This window comes from Aeromonas sobria, assembly GCF_050266975.1.
Classification (GTDB): Bacteria; Pseudomonadota; Gammaproteobacteria; order Enterobacterales; family Aeromonadaceae; genus Aeromonas; species Aeromonas sobria_B.
In genome coordinates this window covers 94,331-110,098 of the sequence record NZ_JBKISU010000010.1, presented here as the reverse complement: position 1 = coordinate 110,098, position 15,768 = coordinate 94,331, and the positions used below count along the sequence as shown (strand labels likewise).

At 60.0% G+C, this 15,768-nt stretch carries 19 protein-coding genes and 1 other RNA gene; 3 read left to right on the top strand and 17 right to left on the bottom strand.

Features of this window, described 5'->3' with window-relative positions; translation table 11 throughout:
• Positions 1-1,377: 1,377 nt before the first annotated feature.
• The 15 genes from ACLHZ1_RS07935 to smpB form a co-directional block, all read right to left on the bottom strand.
• Positions 1,378-2,268 carry a hypothetical protein gene (locus tag ACLHZ1_RS07935; protein ID WP_427261625.1) on the bottom strand — a complete coding sequence of 297 codons (891 nt, stop codon included), beginning with the start codon at positions 2,266-2,268 and terminating at the stop codon, positions 1,378-1,380.
• Between the two features lie 407 nt (positions 2,269-2,675).
• The gene (locus tag ACLHZ1_RS07930; protein ID WP_427261624.1) at positions 2,676-5,498 is read right to left on the bottom strand and encodes a DUF927 domain-containing protein; all 2,823 of its coding nucleotides are present in this window, start codon (positions 5,496-5,498) and stop codon (positions 2,676-2,678) included.
• The gene (locus ACLHZ1_RS07925; RefSeq protein ID WP_427261623.1) at positions 5,495-5,851 is read right to left on the bottom strand and encodes a hypothetical protein; all 357 of its coding nucleotides are present in this window, start codon (positions 5,849-5,851) and stop codon (positions 5,495-5,497) included. The genes ACLHZ1_RS07930 and ACLHZ1_RS07925 overlap by 4 nt, the downstream gene beginning before the upstream one ends.
• Complete coding sequence (locus ACLHZ1_RS07920) at positions 5,844-6,002, bottom strand: hypothetical protein (protein ID WP_335862956.1); 159 nt, start codon at positions 6,000-6,002, stop codon at positions 5,844-5,846. Before ACLHZ1_RS07920 ends, ACLHZ1_RS07925 begins: the two co-directional genes overlap by 8 nt.
• The gene (locus ACLHZ1_RS07915) at positions 5,999-6,256 is read right to left on the bottom strand and encodes a hypothetical protein (protein ID WP_427261622.1); all 258 of its coding nucleotides are present in this window, start codon (positions 6,254-6,256) and stop codon (positions 5,999-6,001) included. The genes ACLHZ1_RS07920 and ACLHZ1_RS07915 overlap by 4 nt, the downstream gene beginning before the upstream one ends.
• Complete coding sequence (locus tag ACLHZ1_RS07910) at positions 6,253-6,411, bottom strand: hypothetical protein (RefSeq protein WP_427261621.1); 159 nt, start codon at positions 6,409-6,411, stop codon at positions 6,253-6,255. The genes ACLHZ1_RS07915 and ACLHZ1_RS07910 overlap by 4 nt, the downstream gene beginning before the upstream one ends.
• On the bottom strand, positions 6,408-6,833 hold the full coding sequence (locus tag ACLHZ1_RS07905) for a hypothetical protein (RefSeq protein ID WP_427261620.1): 426 nt from the start codon (positions 6,831-6,833) through the stop codon (positions 6,408-6,410). The genes ACLHZ1_RS07910 and ACLHZ1_RS07905 overlap by 4 nt, the downstream gene beginning before the upstream one ends.
• A complete protein-coding gene (locus ACLHZ1_RS07900) occupies positions 6,830-7,405 on the bottom strand; it encodes an ash family protein (RefSeq protein WP_427261650.1) in 576 nt (191 codons plus the stop codon). The genes ACLHZ1_RS07905 and ACLHZ1_RS07900 overlap by 4 nt, the downstream gene beginning before the upstream one ends.
• 40 nt (positions 7,406-7,445) lie before the next feature.
• Complete coding sequence (locus ACLHZ1_RS07895; protein ID WP_427261619.1) at positions 7,446-8,045, bottom strand: BRO-N domain-containing protein; 600 nt, start codon at positions 8,043-8,045, stop codon at positions 7,446-7,448.
• A 13-nt stretch (positions 8,046-8,058) separates the two neighbouring features.
• Positions 8,059-8,505 (bottom strand): hypothetical protein, encoded by a 447-nt coding sequence (locus ACLHZ1_RS07890; RefSeq protein ID WP_427261618.1) that lies wholly within the window; start codon positions 8,503-8,505, stop codon positions 8,059-8,061.
• A gap of 9 nt (positions 8,506-8,514) precedes the next feature.
• Positions 8,515-8,733 (bottom strand): helix-turn-helix transcriptional regulator, encoded by a 219-nt coding sequence (locus ACLHZ1_RS07885; protein WP_427261617.1) that lies wholly within the window; start codon positions 8,731-8,733, stop codon positions 8,515-8,517.
• A gap of 206 nt (positions 8,734-8,939) precedes the next feature.
• The gene (locus ACLHZ1_RS07880) at positions 8,940-9,755 is read right to left on the bottom strand and encodes a hypothetical protein (RefSeq protein WP_427261616.1); all 816 of its coding nucleotides are present in this window, start codon (positions 9,753-9,755) and stop codon (positions 8,940-8,942) included.
• A 103-nt stretch (positions 9,756-9,858) separates the two neighbouring features.
• Complete coding sequence (locus tag ACLHZ1_RS07875; RefSeq protein ID WP_427261615.1) at positions 9,859-11,109, bottom strand: integrase domain-containing protein; 1,251 nt, start codon at positions 11,107-11,109, stop codon at positions 9,859-9,861.
• A gap of 179 nt (positions 11,110-11,288) precedes the next feature.
• Positions 11,289-11,648, bottom strand: a transfer-messenger RNA (tmRNA) gene (gene ssrA / locus ACLHZ1_RS07870).
• A gap of 220 nt (positions 11,649-11,868) precedes the next feature.
• The gene (gene smpB / locus ACLHZ1_RS07865; RefSeq protein WP_041997675.1) at positions 11,869-12,357 is read right to left on the bottom strand and encodes an SsrA-binding protein SmpB; all 489 of its coding nucleotides are present in this window, start codon (positions 12,355-12,357) and stop codon (positions 11,869-11,871) included.
• Positions 12,358-12,514: 157 nt separating this feature from the next.
• Here smpB and ACLHZ1_RS07860 point away from each other — a divergent pair, with 157 nt between their 5' ends.
• Complete coding sequence (locus tag ACLHZ1_RS07860; RefSeq protein WP_408773233.1) at positions 12,515-12,949, top strand: SRPBCC family protein; 435 nt, start codon at positions 12,515-12,517, stop codon at positions 12,947-12,949.
• Positions 12,942-13,301, top strand: coding sequence for an RnfH family protein (locus tag ACLHZ1_RS07855; protein WP_427261614.1), 360 nt, complete (start codon positions 12,942-12,944; stop codon positions 13,299-13,301). The genes ACLHZ1_RS07860 and ACLHZ1_RS07855 overlap by 8 nt, the downstream gene beginning before the upstream one ends.
• A gap of 103 nt (positions 13,302-13,404) precedes the next feature.
• On the opposite strand, the gene ACLHZ1_RS07850 is transcribed toward ACLHZ1_RS07855, so the two are convergent.
• A complete protein-coding gene (locus ACLHZ1_RS07850; RefSeq protein ID WP_427261613.1) occupies positions 13,405-14,037 on the bottom strand; it encodes an NAD(P)H-binding protein in 633 nt (210 codons plus the stop codon).
• A 127-nt stretch (positions 14,038-14,164) separates the two neighbouring features.
• Complete coding sequence (locus tag ACLHZ1_RS07845) at positions 14,165-14,503, bottom strand: outer membrane protein assembly factor BamE (protein ID WP_041997680.1); 339 nt, start codon at positions 14,501-14,503, stop codon at positions 14,165-14,167.
• Between the two features lie 444 nt (positions 14,504-14,947).
• On the opposite strand from ACLHZ1_RS07845, the gene udp reads away from it, so the two are divergent.
• A complete protein-coding gene (udp, locus tag ACLHZ1_RS07840; protein WP_427261612.1) occupies positions 14,948-15,703 on the top strand; it encodes a uridine phosphorylase in 756 nt (251 codons plus the stop codon).
• The last annotated feature ends 65 nt before the right edge of the window (positions 15,704-15,768 follow it).

The window sequence follows — 15,768 nt, the reverse complement described above, 5'->3', positions numbered from 1 at the left end:
GAAAAAGCCCTGACGAATCAGGGCTTTAGAAGGTGGTGGGCTGGGGGAGTCTGAATCATAAGTGTAAGTAATTGTTTTTGTTGTTTATGGTGGTTTGATTATTGATCGTGGTGTTACCGTTGGTGTTACTTTTGGCGAAAGTCCCCCCCTCTGCTTTTGGTGTTTGATCCACTGGCTCCACCTCTCCAGCACCACAGGTGGTGGGTTCAAATCCCTTGTCGGATGCGGGTTCAAATCCCTGTGCTTCACCACCTCATTTCCCCTTGTGAACAATTCACCAATCTGCGCAGTTCTGCGCACTTATGAATGCGCAAATTGCGCAGTTTCTTAATCACATCAATTCCACGCAATCGCTTGCGCGGCGAGGGCTGCCAGCTAATGAGCAACAGTTGTGAGCAACTCGCGGTTGTTTTTCGTTTTTGGCTGAATTGCGCAAATTGCGCAGAATGGAGATCAGCAAGAAGCCATCCAGATGAGAGGGGTTCCCCTGGTCGGCTGGGGGTGGGGTTTGTAGCTGGTTCAGCTATGTCGTAGCCGTTGCGGTTCAGGGTAGAGCCTAGAAGCGGGAATGCCCGTTTTCATCTGGCTCGTATGCCGGTTTAACTGCGGAGTTTGCGGCCAGTAGTGGCGAGGGGTGTGGCGGTTTACTGCCAATTTGGGTGCGGAGTTGCTGTCATGGTTACCCGGACACTGTCCGAGAAACCGTGACTCGGTGGATACCTGGTTAATCGGCTTTAGTCTCAGCCAATTGGCGTAACCGTGCCCAGGCCGTAGCGGCCCAACGCTTCATGGCATAACGTCTCGAGGTGATCCGCTTTCGCTCAAGCGCTGCCAACCGTGCGCTCTCACGTGCGGCCAGCTCCGCGTCTATCTCGGCGGACCTCTCTGCCTGTCTCCTGTCCAGCTCGGCCTGTACCTCCTCGCTCATCAGTATGCGATCGTGAGGCCAAGGTAGCGGCAGATACCCCTGCGCGTAGGTTGTCAGCCTCTCGAACAGATATGTTTCGAACGGATGCGGCGGCGGAAATATCGGTGCCATCCTAAGTTCGGCCTCGGGCCTTCCCTGAGACGATGGCGAAGCGGCCTCTTGAATGGGGGCAGGCTCCTTTGATTTGGTCATGGTATTTCCTCAATCGCACATGCTGGCAGGCGTCTGGGTTGGCGTACCGGTTGGAGTGACATTATACACATTCGGGGAAAGGTTCCCTGTTTTGGGGACGGTTCCAATGGCGTACCAGTCGGCATACCGCCTACCACGCAGACATGACGGAGTTGGTTTTCGTCTGCCCACACTTGTTCCTGTTGGTAAGAGTGTCTCGCTAGCTTGGCAAAACTGCCCTGTTTTCTGGGTAAAACTACCCGGATTCGTGGGCAGAGCTAGCCGATCAGGTTATCTAGGATCCGCTCTGCCTCGGGGGCGTCGTCCCGCTCACTGCCCATCAGATAGCGCAGGGTTGCCCGCGCCTCTTCCCTGTTTCTCGGTCGCAGTTCAGCCAGCATACCAAACACAAACCAATCGCGGGCGTGTGCCTCTATGCTGTTCTCGTAATAGCCTTGGGTGTCGCACGCATTGCGCAGCCGGTACAGCTCGTTCCAATATTCCAGTTCATGAAGGCAGTCGCTCAGGGTGTGCGGCATCAGTTCCGGCACAGCCTTGAACCGCTCCGCGACCTGTTCAGGCGGCAGTTGCCAACTGTCCCGCTCAAGCCCTCTCAGTACCTCCTGACAAAACGCCTCCGCCTGGGTGTCGTCCCACAGCGCATCCCCGAACCGTCCTATGGCCTCAGCCTCATTGGCCCGCCTTGTGATGGCTCGCTCGGCCAGTCCATCCAGATTGGCAAAGCCTATGCTACCAAGGCCCGCAAGCATGTGGCCCGCCTTAGCCACCAGCCATTTGCTGTAACGCTGCTCCAGCTCGCCGGGTGGGGTGGTGATCCGCCCTGCCGCCTCCTTGGCCTGGGCAATGCGTACCGGGTCGCCCGTCCCTATCACTTGACGCAGCCAGAGTAGGGCGTCTATCTCCTTATCCCCGGTCACCACTTCCTGCCTCGGTAGCTCTGGCACCGCTGGCAGTGTCTCCCCGCCGCTCTGCAATGGCGGCAGGCTGAACATGGCCCGCTGCCTCGGGTTATCGGTGAAGAGGCCCGACCGGCTGACAATGGCTTTCACCGTTCCCAGAGAGAGGCCAGCCAGAGAAGCGACCTCGTTCAGTGAATGTTTGCGGCGTAGTTCAATCACCTGCTCGCGTTGTTCGTTGGTCAATCTCATGCAACCCCCTGTTGCGGAAAAAGTGTGATGTTGATCGGCTGTTCGCGCTCTATATATGAAAAAACGGTGGTTACAGTGGTTACGTGGTTACAACGTCCCGCTAACCCGCGCCAAGACTGGGTTTGTGCTGTAACCACTTCCCCGAAAATTGGTGGTTACAGGTGGTTACAATCCTCTTTGCTGGTGGTTACAGGCCCTCGGTGTAACCACTGTAACCACACTGTAACCACTGAATATTGATTAGGTGGTTACAGCTACAGCCCTTGATATATAAGGCTTACAGCTCTGTTTGATAGATGTGTAACCACTGTAACCACCGTTTTTCTCTGTTCCTCACACGCGCACACGCATGAGGCAGAAAAACAAAGGGCCGCACTCGGCAGCCCCTTGGCCCCTTCTGGCTGGCGTCATTCGTCCTCTTGGCCATCCCCTTCATCGGCTAATACCCGCTCGGTCAGCACATAGACCCGCACCGCCTTACCCATGCCGGGCAATCGTGACAGCCGCTGTAACCGCTTCTTATCTTTGCTCGCCAGCAGGTAGCCAGCTTCAAGGCACAGGTGCGCCGCTCGCTTGGGGTCGCGCCCCTTGGTGATCTCGGCCCAGCCTGGGGGCAGCACAAAGAAGCTAACGCCGTCCGACTCCACCTTGCGAAAGCCCACCATGTTTGCCGGGCGGTGGTTGGCGTCGAACCAGTCGGCAAAGCGGGTGTACTGGTGGGCAGTGACGAACCCGCGCACCTGCTCCAGGGTGGCGGCATCCTCCTTGTTGCCAAGGTGGCCCCGTTCCGCCAGCCATGCCTTGAGGCATACCCGCACCGCTCGCAGCGCCTCCCCCTCGGGCCAGCCGGTTACCCCTAGCCGGGTTGCCAGCTCACCGGCAGCGGCCACCAGCGCGAACCGGTTGATAGCTCGGCCAACCTGATTACCTGCTCCATGCGGGGTCAGCTCGGCGGCAATGCGCTTAATCTCGGCCCTCAGCCGCTCGCTGTGCGCTTCCAGATCCCCGGCCAATGCCTCGACATAGGTTCGGAAGGCGCTGCCGTGCTGGTGGTCGCAGTGGGCTTTGAGTGTATCGGCGAAGGTGCGTCCGCTATCCATGCCGTGAAGCCACTCGAACGCCCCATGGTGGCCGGTGTCGCTCGGGATCTGGATGGTGCGAACCTCCATCCCCGCCTGGGTGCGCTGGCCCGCGCTGGCGGCATGATCTTCTAGGCTCAGTTCCCCAGTGGAGAGGAACAGCAGCCGCCACGCCTTGCGCTCCCGTAGCTCGCCATCCTGCTTACTGCGGCCCTTGCCCTGACCGTTCGCCAGCATGTAGGCCACCTGTCCCGCCTCGCGCCCGTCCAGCTCTCCCAGCTCGTCCAGGCAGAGCAGGGCGTCATTGCGCCTGCTGGCTATCCCCTCGATGGCGTTACCGGTTGCCCGCCATGTTTGGCTGTAGCGATCAGGGTTGCCGTACACGCTGGCGGCGGCCTTCATGATGGTGGTCTTGCCGTCCGTGCTCTCGCCCTTGAGGTGGAAGCCACCGCCCTCCATGCCTACCAAGGAGAGCAAGGGAGCCGCAAAGGCGAGCGACAAGGCAAAGCAGAGGCGGCTATTGCCCACCGCCAGCCCTGCAACCCCCTGTTGCCATTCGCTCAGGCTGCCCCGCTCGGTAAAGTCGTTGGCCGCATAGCCCGCCGTTTGCAGGATCACCCCCTCGGCATCAGGCCCTATTGACCCTTGAGGCAGTACATAGGCCCGCCCATGCCAGCCGGTACGCTCCACACAGGTGATCCGCCGTTCGGGCTGGCAGGCCATCAGGTAGGCACTCAGCTTGCGTTTGTGCCCCAGCTCGATGAACGGTAAGCCCGCATCCAGCAGGGCGGCGAATACCTCCTCCCCATTGCGCGGCACCAAGGAACGCACCGGCATAGCCCACTGCCTCTCCCGTCCGGCGCTGTCCTGCCACGCCAACAGGCGGCCATAGCCTCGCCCGTGTTCGTCACTGGTTTCAGCCAGTACCCGCACCGGGCTTGATATGGGCACCAGCTCTTGCCGGGCATCGTCTCCCCGTCCCACCTGTTCCCAGACACAGAGGCGATCACCCCGGATCTCGAACCCCTCCGGCAGGTCTTGCCCTTTCTCTGCCTCGTCATCGCGAACCGGGTGAAGCGGAACCACTTCGGCCTGCCAGGGAGCCCCTTCCTTCTGGTGGGCGTCTTGGTCTTGGGGTTGATTGGTGGTAGGTGTGGCGCTGGCGCTCATGATGGCCTCTCTGGTTGCGGTCAGCCCGTGGGCTCGGTGGTAGTCGTTCCAATCACCGGCAACCGGTGGCAAAGCTATCAGCCCGCCTATGGCAGCGGCCGCTTGCTCGGCCTTGGTCTTGCCGGGGTTGCCTTGGGTGTGTGCGTCATTGTCGCCACACAGCAGGATCCGGGCGTCTGGCTGCTGCCCCCGCACCAGCCGTGCCACCGACGCCAAGTTGCCGCAATCCATGCCGCAAAAGACGGTCGCCCCCGTGGCTTGGTGAATTGATAGCCCGGTTGCGAACCCCTCCACCACGGCCACCAGCTCCCCACCATCGATACGGTGGAAAGCCCCGGCCTTCTGGCCGCCATGCAGGTAACGCTTGGTGCCATCAGCCCGGATAAGTTGAACGTTCACCAGTTCGCCCGCCTCATTGGTCAGCGGGATAACCAGACTACCGGCTGGGTAGTTCTCGCCCCCCTCGCGGATCAAGGTGCGGTTAATCGTCGCCTGCGGCCACTCCAAGCCCTTGGCCGTGAGATATGGGCTCACCCCTTGGGCCACATCACCAGCGATGGCAGCGGCGCGGCGGGTGGCCTTCTGGCGCTCTTGCTCGGCCCGCTTGCGTTCGGCGTCGGCTCTAGCCTGTTGTTGCTGGTGGATACGCTCCAGCTCAACAGGGTCAAGCCCACCAGCGGACAGGCCCACCAGCGGGGCGATCAGCTCGGCGGCCTCCTTGGGGCTCTTGTTCGTCACTCGACACACCAGATCCAGCCCATCCCCGCTGCCGCACTGCGAACAGATGAAGGTGCCGCGCCCCGTTTTGTCATCCAATCGGAATCGGTCTTTTCCACCACAGGCAGGGCAGGGGCCATGCTTGCCACGGCGTGGTATGTCGATACCCATCGCCGCCAGCAGCTCGGGCCAGTGACCACAGGCAGCGGCGGCCACATCAGAAACGAATCGGGGGCTTGCGCCCCCTTTGATTGCCATGGTCATTGTGTGGCCCTCCGCTCGCACTCTCTCGCCATCTCCGCAATGGGATTCAAACCCCGATCCAGCATCTGCCGCACATCAGCGCAGAAGGCTTTGTTCATCTCGTCCAGCACCACCACACCCAGCGGGGTGAGCGCCTCCCCGGCCACCATGTGGCGCAGCATCAGCAGGGCATCCTCTCGCCCCTGCTTCGCCCCAGCGTGTTCCAGGTGTGCGCCCACGATGTTGTTTTGAATGGCCATCGTCAGCACTTCCTGATTCAGTGGCAGTTGAACCCCCAGATGTTTGAACGTGTTACCACGCGCCACCATGTAAGCCTTGGCCAACTGCTCCACCAGCTTATTTATCTCAGTCATGGCAACCCCCTGTTGCATTGCTCTCACCTGGTTGTTTCTGGGCCTTGATCACCCGCTTGAAGAGTTCCCGCAGTACAGCGGGGCGTAGTGGATTGCGTGACAACTCGCGCCACATCCGGCCATTCAGGGTGTTGATCAGTCGATTATTCATGGAGTGTCACCCCCGGTCAGCGCGACCACCAGCGCATCGAATGCCCGGTCATCCAATCCGGCTTTCAGCTTGCGGGCTTGCTTGGCGGTGACAGCAACCGCCGCGCCTCGGGTCTGCTCGATGAAGCGATCCCGATCACTTCGCCACAGGAAGGCGCTCAGGCTGCCCAGTTGGGAGCGTTTGCCGGTGTGCTGGTTGGCGGTGCCGGTGAAGGTGGGCGGGGTGCTACCGGCTGCCCATGCGAAATATCTCATGCCGCCACCTCCTGACAGATCCCCGCCTCAATGCGCAGAGCCTCTAGCAAAGCGCTGTATTGCGCACGCTCCACGGGGCACAGGTCGATTTGTTCCATCAACGTGGCCAGTTGTGCCAGCAGTTCAGCCAGGCGGGGGGAGTGGGTCTGGTTCATACGGCCTCCCCGGCTTCGGCAGTCGCGGCGTAATAGGCGCTTATCCTGTCCACCTCGGTGAACGCATTCACATGCTTGGCTTGGGTGTGGATCAAGCGCTCCAGATAGGTGAAGAATCCAACCCGGTAGCCCTTGGCCCCGGTGCTGTCGTTGAAATCCATATCCGCCACAATGTCGCCAAGCAGGTTCACCCCAACCCATCGCGGGTTGTCCTTGAGGAACTGGACATAGTGCGCGGCGTACTCCATGCCAATGTCACAGGCCCGCTCATAGTTGTCTGTCGGTGGCACCCGCCACTTGCTACCCGGCCCGCCCTTGAGGCTCTTGGGCAGTTGAACAAACGGTAGTGCCGCAATTGAGGAGGGTTTTACTGCTGGGCTGTAGTTCCGGCGTGCGGGAATGGTGATGGTCTTATGGTTCATGCGGCGGCCCTCCCAGTCGGAGTGCGGGACAGGAACACCAACGGCAAACCTGCCAGGGCGGCGCGGGCTTGTGCTTCGGTGTCAGCAACGGCGGTAACGGTGCGGATACGGCGCAGGTCTGCCAGTCGGCAGGCGCTCGAGGCGATCAAAAATGTGAATATTTTGGATGTAACAGGGGTGGGGACAGTAGCCATGATGGCAGCCTCTATTGTCGATAGGTATTCACTACCGACCAGAGATCCTACACTCATGGCGGTAGCCCGAACGGGGGTAGGAATACCGGCGACAATAGAAACCGGCCAGCCCGAAAGCTGCCCCGCCCGAGCCACCATTACACAGCAGACCCCGCCGACCAGATAGGCCAACAGAGCCCCAAGTAAAGGGGATCGAGCACCAACAAAAAACCACGCAAGCGCGTGGGTTGGCGCTATCGTCTCATCCGGGTTCCTACGCCCGGCAACGGATTTTGCCGTTGCAGGAAGAATCGTACCTCGTTGGATGTTATCGGACAAGCCAATTGCAAAAATTGGCTGGTGTCGGAATGTTGACGCTGTGCGGTTGCTTGAATCCATTGCGTTGGGCAAGGCTTCGCCCTGGGCAGTGAGCCCATTCTTATATCCGGTCATCGCTCACCCCCGTCAACTCAGGTTGATAGGTGCGCCACAACTCGGCCTCTTCGGCTTTCAGGCGGACTTTCTCACCCCGGCAGGATTGCAGGGCGTGGCCGCGCTTACTCGCCTCCTTGGTGTACTGGGCTTGCCTACGGCTATGGTCATGCAGGCAGGCGAACGGCACGCCATAAGCGCCGGTCTTGCGGATAGCGGGGATCACCTCGCGGAATACCCAGTTACAGAAGCGATGGGCGAGGGTGCCGGGAGTGGTGGCTTTGCGGCTGCGGGCAAGCAGCTTGTAGAAACCGGATTCGGCGATGGTTCGCATCTTCTGGGCGCCGCCAAGGGTGTAACTTAAAGTTACCCCCTTTTCATCGTCATCCAGTGCCTTGAGCGCCTGACTCGGATTGGTCAGCTCCAGCGCGTCACACACATCCTTGGCAATAAACCATGGCACGCCGTGAACATTCACAATGCGCACCTTCACCCCCTCAAACTTGATAACGGATATATCGCCAGCCTGAACGGCTAAATTAACCGCTTGGCTGCCAGCAGGCTGCGGGGCGGCCTCAGAACTGAATCTGCTTTTTTGAATAGTCATGGTGGTGGCTCCGTTAAGCGGCGGGCGGAAGCTCGTCGGGGGTGGCAGGGAAGGCGGCAAGGTAACGGGCAATCTGCTCCTGCTCCATCGGCAAGGCGTTGCGCTGGCGGCGCTTGAGGTTCACCAGTTCGGCCACTTTACGGGCTTCGGCACGGTCGGACAGCCAATAGCGCTTTAGGCGGGTGGTTCCCCCGCCGCTATGCTGGTGCTCGAATAACTCGTCCAGTATGCGAATAGCGTGATTTCGGCGCAGCAGGCTGATGCTGTTACGCATGTTGAGATCATGGAGACCCGCTAGGCCAGACAAGGCGCTAACCCCCTGAGTGCTGTTCTCCACCAGGTGAAGGGCCACCAGTTCAAGCTTGGTAGCCTCACCACTCGGCCTGGTGGTAGCATGGCCTGGGCTTGGAGTTGTTGGGGTCGTGCCGTTCTGCGGTGCGGCCTTTTCTTTTTTGCTCATGTTGCCCCCTTATGCCGCTTTGCGAGCAGCGATACGTTCTGCCATCCAGTCATCAACCTCAGCCTCGATCCATCCAACTGAGCGTCCAGTTAGGCGCACGGTTTGCGGGAAAAGACCTTGCGCCATCAAGTCATAGACGCTCGTTTTGCTCAGGCCGGTTTTCTTGATCACCTCCCTCACTCGGATAAAGCGCGTTGTGGGGCAGTTAAGGGAATAGTGTTGTTCCATATTGGTTCGCCTCGGTCGATGTTGACGGGGCAATGGAAACACGTCAGCTAACACTAAGGGCAACCCCTTGAGGGCTCAGGGTGGCGGCGTGTGTGTACCCTAAGGGTTGTCGCAACCCTTGCCATTGCTGGGTTTGATACCCTGAGGGTGAATACTTTGAGCGGGGCATTGATGGGCGAACCATCAGGGCGGTTATATGCGCATCCTCAGGGTTCAGGCGGGCTGTTTGATGGGGAACGGGTGATTGGCTTTGCGACAATCGCCACCATTTCGGCCCGCTTTTCAGAAGGCTCTCCCTTGTTGTTTTTACCGCATCGCGGATCGGCTTTGATCCACTCGACGATGTCATCTTGTCTGGTGTTTGTGTCAGGGTCACTCTGATCCCAGTTATCCCCCCAATACCGCTCTTGTACCTCGGCCACCAGCTCAAGGAGTGGCGTCATGTGACGAAAGGTAGGCGCCCTTCCCTTGAGTGCGGCGATCTCGGCTTCGGCCTGTTGTAGGCGTTCTGTCAGCTCCGCCACTTTCTCGGCAAGGGCGGTCACCTGTTCAACGGATTGCGTATCGTCAGCCGGTTTATTCTCCTGGGTGCTGTTTACGGTCGTCTCATTAGCGCTCTTTTGGGCGTCGCAGTATTTCTGAATGCAGGCATGTAGCTCGGGATCTATATCGACGTGGTTCGCTATCCACGGCCACAGGGTGGAAGCCTCGAAGCTGACGGCGTTTGGTGTGCCCCTCTCGAATATCGCGTCTGTTATGTCCGCAATATCGCGATACTCAGCATAACCGTCGCCAAAACTATCCCAATATGTGATCAACGCAGGTGCTGGAGTGAGGTATGCCACCACGTTATTAAGCAGCGCATCCCTGATGGTTACCGCTGTTTGCCAGCCGGTATAGTTTCCATTTTTGGCTGTAAATATGCTGCTATTAACTTCTGCGGGAAGAATACCCGCAGCCACTAGCCCGGCTTGTTCAGCGGTAACAAGCCTATTGAGGCGGATGAAATTCATTATGCTCATAGCGTCACCTTAACGCTGCCTTGAAATGGGTGCCGGGTCAGGCGGGCAAGGTTCCCCGCTTTTCGATTGGCCTATCTAGGCCCGGCAAGTCGTTAGGCTGGGGTTATTCTCCCACCACCTTCAATGCTCTAAAACCGCCAGCCAGAGAGAGGTTCCCCTGGCTGGCCTGCTCGATATGGTTACTCCACCAGCCCATCATGATCACCCGCTGCTCGAAGTAGTCCGACCGGTTATAGGCGCGGCGGATCTCGTTGTCATCGGCATGGGATAGGGCAGCCTCGATGGCGTCGGGGTTGAACCCCTGTTCGTTGAGAGTGGTACTGCCCAGTGAGCGCAAGCCATGAGCCACCAGCCGTCCGCCGTAGCCCAGTCGCTTGAGGGCCGCATTAGCGCTTTGGTCGTTTATATGGCTCATGTTGTTACGGTAGCCGGGGAACACGAAAGGGCGGTGGCCGCTGATAGGCTTCATCCGCTCCAGCAGGGCAAGGGCTTGCGGGGTGAGTGGTACCCGGTGGGGGCGCTCCATCTTCATTCTGCCGCTGGGGATATTCCAGACTCTGGCCTCAAAGTCGATCTCATCCCAACGGGTGCCCGCCGATTCACCGGGGCGCACCAGAGTGTGAAGGCTCCACTCAATCTGGCAACGGGTGGTGTGATCAAGCCGCCCATTGGCAATGTCGGCCATCAGCGCAGGAAGTTCGTCCGGCTTGAGGGTGGGCATGTGTTTCTTGGTGGGCTTCTTGAACACTTTGCGAATGGCAGCGCATGGGTTAGCGGCCAACAGGCCATGGTTAACCGTGTAGTCGAGGATCTCATTGATACGCTGACAGAGGCGGCGCACGGTCTCATGCTTGCCGTCCGCCTCAAGGGGGCGCAGTAGTTCGATCACCAGGGGGGCGCGTATCTGGTCAATGGGCATGGAGCCAATGAAGGGCAGCACATACAGCTCAAGGGAGCGCCACGAATCGGCGGCATAGGCTTCGCTCACGTCGTGCCGTTTCAGCTCCAGCCACTTGGCGGCCATGCGCTCGAAGGTGTTGGCGCTGGCCTCTTGCTTGGCTTGGGCAATGGCGACCTGTTCTTGCTGGTGGAGTTGGGGATCAATACCTTCGGCCAGCAGGGCGCGGGCTTGTCGCCGTCGTTCTCGGGCGGCGGAGAGGGTAACGTCAGGGTAGGGGCCGAAACTGAGGTTGGCCCGCCTCTTGTCACCAGGGCGGTAGTAGTTGAACAGCCACAGCTTGCCCCCGTTCGTTTTAACCCTCAGGTAGAGGCCATCACCATCCCCCAAGTTGTATTCCTTCCCCTCGGGCTTGGCTGTCCTCAACTTTGAGTCGGTCAGCTTGTCCTTGCTCATGGTGTTACCCCTCCAGCAGTAACACCCAAAACGGTGTTACCAGAACCTTGTTACCGCACATGTTACTCTTTGAGCTGGCTCTAGGCGACTTCCTCGGACTACTGCGGACAACAAAAAACCCGCAAAGCCTTATGCGATGCGGGTTTCTGGTCTTTCTCGTTCCTACTCGGAACATTATTTGGTGGAGCTGGGGGGATTTGAACCCCCGTCCAAAATTACTACATCCTCGGTACTACATGCTTAGTCACTCTTTACATTCGCCAACCCGCTGCGGAGAGACACGCCACGAATCAACTAGCTCGATTGGTTTTAATGCTTCCGCCCCGAGCAGGACTTCCACACGATCCTGTGAAGGATGACCTTCCGATTCCCTAGGACACAGGCAAGCTAGGGTAGAAGGGCTCAGCGCAGGTTATTAAGCTGCGAGTGCGTAGTTTTCGTCGTTTGCGACTATTTTTTTGCGGTTTATTAACGAGGCCTACCGCACCTCGGCATGCACCTTGGGTTTCGTGAATCTTGTCGAATCCAGAATCAGCCCCAAGTTGTTAAGAAGGATTGTACGCAAAAAACCAGCCATGGCAAGGCGTTGGCCGGCAATGAGCCAAATTGGCCGGTCGTTTGCCGATTTATTACTCGCTATGACGGGCCTGGGCCGTGTTGGGGGGAGATGAACCCCCGTCACCCATGGCGCGACGCAAGAAGCAGCACGCCGGACACAAGGTCCGGCGTGGCAGCAAGGCGCTAACCAGGGCAGGGCAGTCAGCCCAGGCGCTTGTTCTTCATGATGCGGGACTTCTCGCGATCCCATTCGCGGGCCTTGGTGTCTTCCCGCTTGTCGTGCTCTTTCTTGCCCTTCACCAGGCCGATCTCGACCTTGACCCAGCACTGCTTCCAGTAGAGGGAGAGGGGCACTATGGTGTAGCCCTGACGGGCGGTCAGGCTCTCGAGCCTGTCTATCTCGCGGCGGCTCAGCAGCAGCTTGCGGGTGCGGGTCGGGTCGCACACCACATGGCTGGAGGCGGCATTGAGCGGCAGGAAGCTGGCGCCGAACAGGAAGGCCTCTCCCTGCAAGAAGATGACATAGGCTTCGCTGATGTTGGCCTTGCCCGCCCGCAGGGATTTGACTTCCCACCCTTGCAGCGCCAGGCCCGCTTCGACCTTCTCTTCGATGAAGTATTCGTGGCGCGCGGCTCGGTTGAGGGCAATGGTGCTGGACCCGGCTTTGTTTTTACTGTTTTTTTTGCTCATGACGGGCGCCTTCGGCGATGACGTGGAAGGCGCATTATACGTGGGTGGCGGCGGCTGTAAAACGCGCAGCCGCTCGAGTGGCGACTTTGTGAGCAGTTTCGGCGGTGATTTTCGGGGATATGGTGATAAAATCCCGGGGATTGGATGAGGAAACCCCATGCCCCGTATTACCCGCAGTGCCCTGGTGATGTTCAGCGCGGAACAGATGTTCCGGCTGGTCAACGATGTTCATGCCTACCCTGAGTTCCTGCCCGGCTGTGTCGGCAGTCGGGTCCACGAGAGTGGCGACGACTTCATGACGGCGTCGGTGGATGTGGCCAAGGCGGGCATCGCCAAGACCTTCACCACCCGCAACCAGCTCGATGCCAACCGCCAGATCAGGATGGAACTGGTCGATGGCCCGTTTCGCAAGCTGGCCGGCTGGTGGACCTTCACCCCCCTCGATGTGGACGCCTGCAAGGTGGAGTTCGACCTGGACTTCGAATTTACCTCCAAGCTGATCGAGCTGGCCTTTGGCCAGATCTTCCGGGATCTGGTGGGTTCCATGGTGCTCGCCTTCTCCAACCGCGCCAAGGAGGTCTACGGTGTCTGATGCCCTGACGATCGAAGTGGTCTACGCCCTGCCGGATCGCCAGACGGTGCTGACCCTGAGGGTCGGGGCCGGCACCAGCGTGCAGGCGGCCATCGAGCAGTCCGGCATCCTGGCCAGGCATCCCGAGATCGATCTCTCGGTCAACAAGTTCGGCATCTACAGTCGCCTGGCCAAGGCGACTGATCTGCTTCAGGACGGGGATCGCATCGAGATCTACCGCCCGCTCACCGCCGATCCCAAGGAGATGCGCAAGAAGCGGGCGGAGAGGGCCAAGGAGGAGGGCCGTGCCGATGTGGTCACCGGTGGTCGCCCCAATGCCAGCCGCAAGCGCGGCGAGGAGGATGGGAGCTGAAGGCGGCTGCCTGGGGCGCTCTCGACGCAGGCATCAAGGCATTCATCAATACAAGCAGAGGCGCCATGGCGCCTCTTTTGCATACGTGCTTATGCAGGCCCGCTCACAGGCCCAGCAGTCGCTCGTTTTCCACCACCTCGACCCCGTCCCCCTCGCTCAGGATCACCATGGCGCTGGCCACCTGGCTCGCCTCGATGGCGCGCCAGCGGCGCAACTTGCCCACCAGCAGGGGGCGCAACAGCGGGTAGATCCCTTGAAAGCACTGCTCCGAGAGGCGTGGCGGCTGGCGTTGGCCGAGCAGCATGGCGGGACGCAATATGGCCAGGCGCTGCCAGTCGTGGGCTTGCAGGCCTTGCTCCATCTCGCCCTTGGTGCGGGGATAGAGCAGGGGAGAGGCGGCATTGGCGCCCATGCTGGAGATCACCACCAGCCGCCGGCAACCATGGCGACGGGCCAGCTCGGCGAAGGCGAGCACATAATCGAGATCGACCCGGCGAAATGCGGCGGCCGAGCCCGCTTCACTGCGGGTGGTGCCGAGGCAGCAGAAGGCGAGGGTGACTGGTTGGGGCAAGGCCACGCTGGCCAGATCATCAAAATCGACCGGCAGCCAGTGCCGGGCAGGCTGCGCGATGTCCGGTGTGCGGCAGAGCAGGATCGGCTCATGCTCCGCGGGCAACTGTTGCAGCAGCTGACGGCCGACGAGGCCGGTGGCACCGGCTATCAGGATCCGGCTCATGAGGTTCTCCCTGTTTCATGGCATGGGACGCACTTCAGCATCGGACAAGGGGCGGCCATCTGCCAGGCATCCCTCTGACTGAAGGAGATAAAACAAAACCGGCGCGAGGCCGGTTTCGTGGAGGGGATCAGAGCGGGGTGGTGAAGGCCGCAGGCAGCGGGAAGTCGCCACTGGCCGTGCTCAGCCTGTCGCCGAGAAACTTGACGGTCAGCTCCTTGCGCTCCTTGTCGCCACGGCCCGGTTGGAACTCATACAGATAGTACCAGGTGTCGGGATCGAAGCTGTCGCGCATCATGGGGGAGCCCAGCACGAACTCGACCTGCTCGCGGGTCATGCCCTGGCGCAGCTTGTCGACCTGCTTTTGTTCCACATAGTTGCCCTGGGGAATATCGATGCGATAGACCAGGCTGCAACCAGAGAGGGTGAGGGCGGTCAGCGCCGCGGCAATCAGGTGTTTCATCCGCATATCGGGTTCAAGTCATCCATACAGTCTTTTTTAGCTCGGCAAATCATACCCACTCCCCGTGCGGAAGTAAAAAGCCATTGATCCTCCTGCCATTAAAAAGGCCTGGGGGCATGGCCGCCATGGTCAGACCAAGGGGAGGGCACCCGCTCCCTCCTGGGGTGGCAGAGGCACGAGACCGACGCCCTCCATGCGCTGGCGGCCCGCCTGGTCAAACAGGGAGGAAGCGAAACGTTTTCCTTAAAAATTCATCAACTTAGCAAACGTTTTGCGGTTTTTTTGCAGCGATTGATGCGTGGAAGTGTGAGGCGCGTCAAGGAATTGGAAAGCGCTTTCGACCATAGTTGGCGCCTCCCCGAATGAGGGGATCCATGCTTGAAAGTACCCTGAAGAATCACCTTTACTGCACTCGGCCGCCCGGCGGCGGGGCGCAACCAGGAGTCCACTATGTCTGATGTTTTCCACTTGGGTTTGAAGAAAGCGGATCTGCAAGGCGCCACCCTGGCGATCGTTCCCGGTGACCCCGAGCGCGTGAAGCGCATCGCAGAGCTGCTGGACAACCCGGTGCACCTGGCCAGCCATCGTGAATTCACTACCTGGCGCGGCGAGATGGACGGCAAGGCCGTGATCATCTGCTCCACCGGTATCGGTGGCCCGTCCACCTCCATTGCGGTGGAAGAGCTGGCCCAGCTGGGTATCAATACCTTCCTGCGCATCGGCACCACGGGCGCCATCCAGCCGCACCTGAACGTGGGCGACGTCATCGTGACCACAGGTTCCGTGCGCCTCGACGGCGCCAGCCTGCACTTCGCGCCGATGGAGTTCCCGGCCGTGGCCGACTTCGACTGCACCACGGCGCTGGTCAACACCGCCAAGGAGCTGGGCTCCACCCTGCACGTGGGGGTGACTGCCTCTTCCGACACCTTCTACCCGGGTCAAGAGCGTTACGACACCGTCTCCGGCCGCGTGGTGAGCCGTTTCCAGGGTTCCATGAAAGAGTGGCAAGCCATGGGCGTGCTGAACTACGAGATGGAGTCCGCCACCCTGCTGACCATGTGCACCAGCCAGGGCCTGCGTGCCGGCATGGTAGCCGGCGTTATCGTCAACCGTACCCAGCAGGAAATCCCGAACGCCGAAACCATGGCGAGAACCGAATCTGATGCCATCAAGATCGTGCTGGGCGCCGCCCGCAAGCTGATCTGATAGCACCACAAAGAGTGGGGGGTGGGGGCCGTTGCGAAAGCGCGGCCCCTATCTTTTTGTCTGCG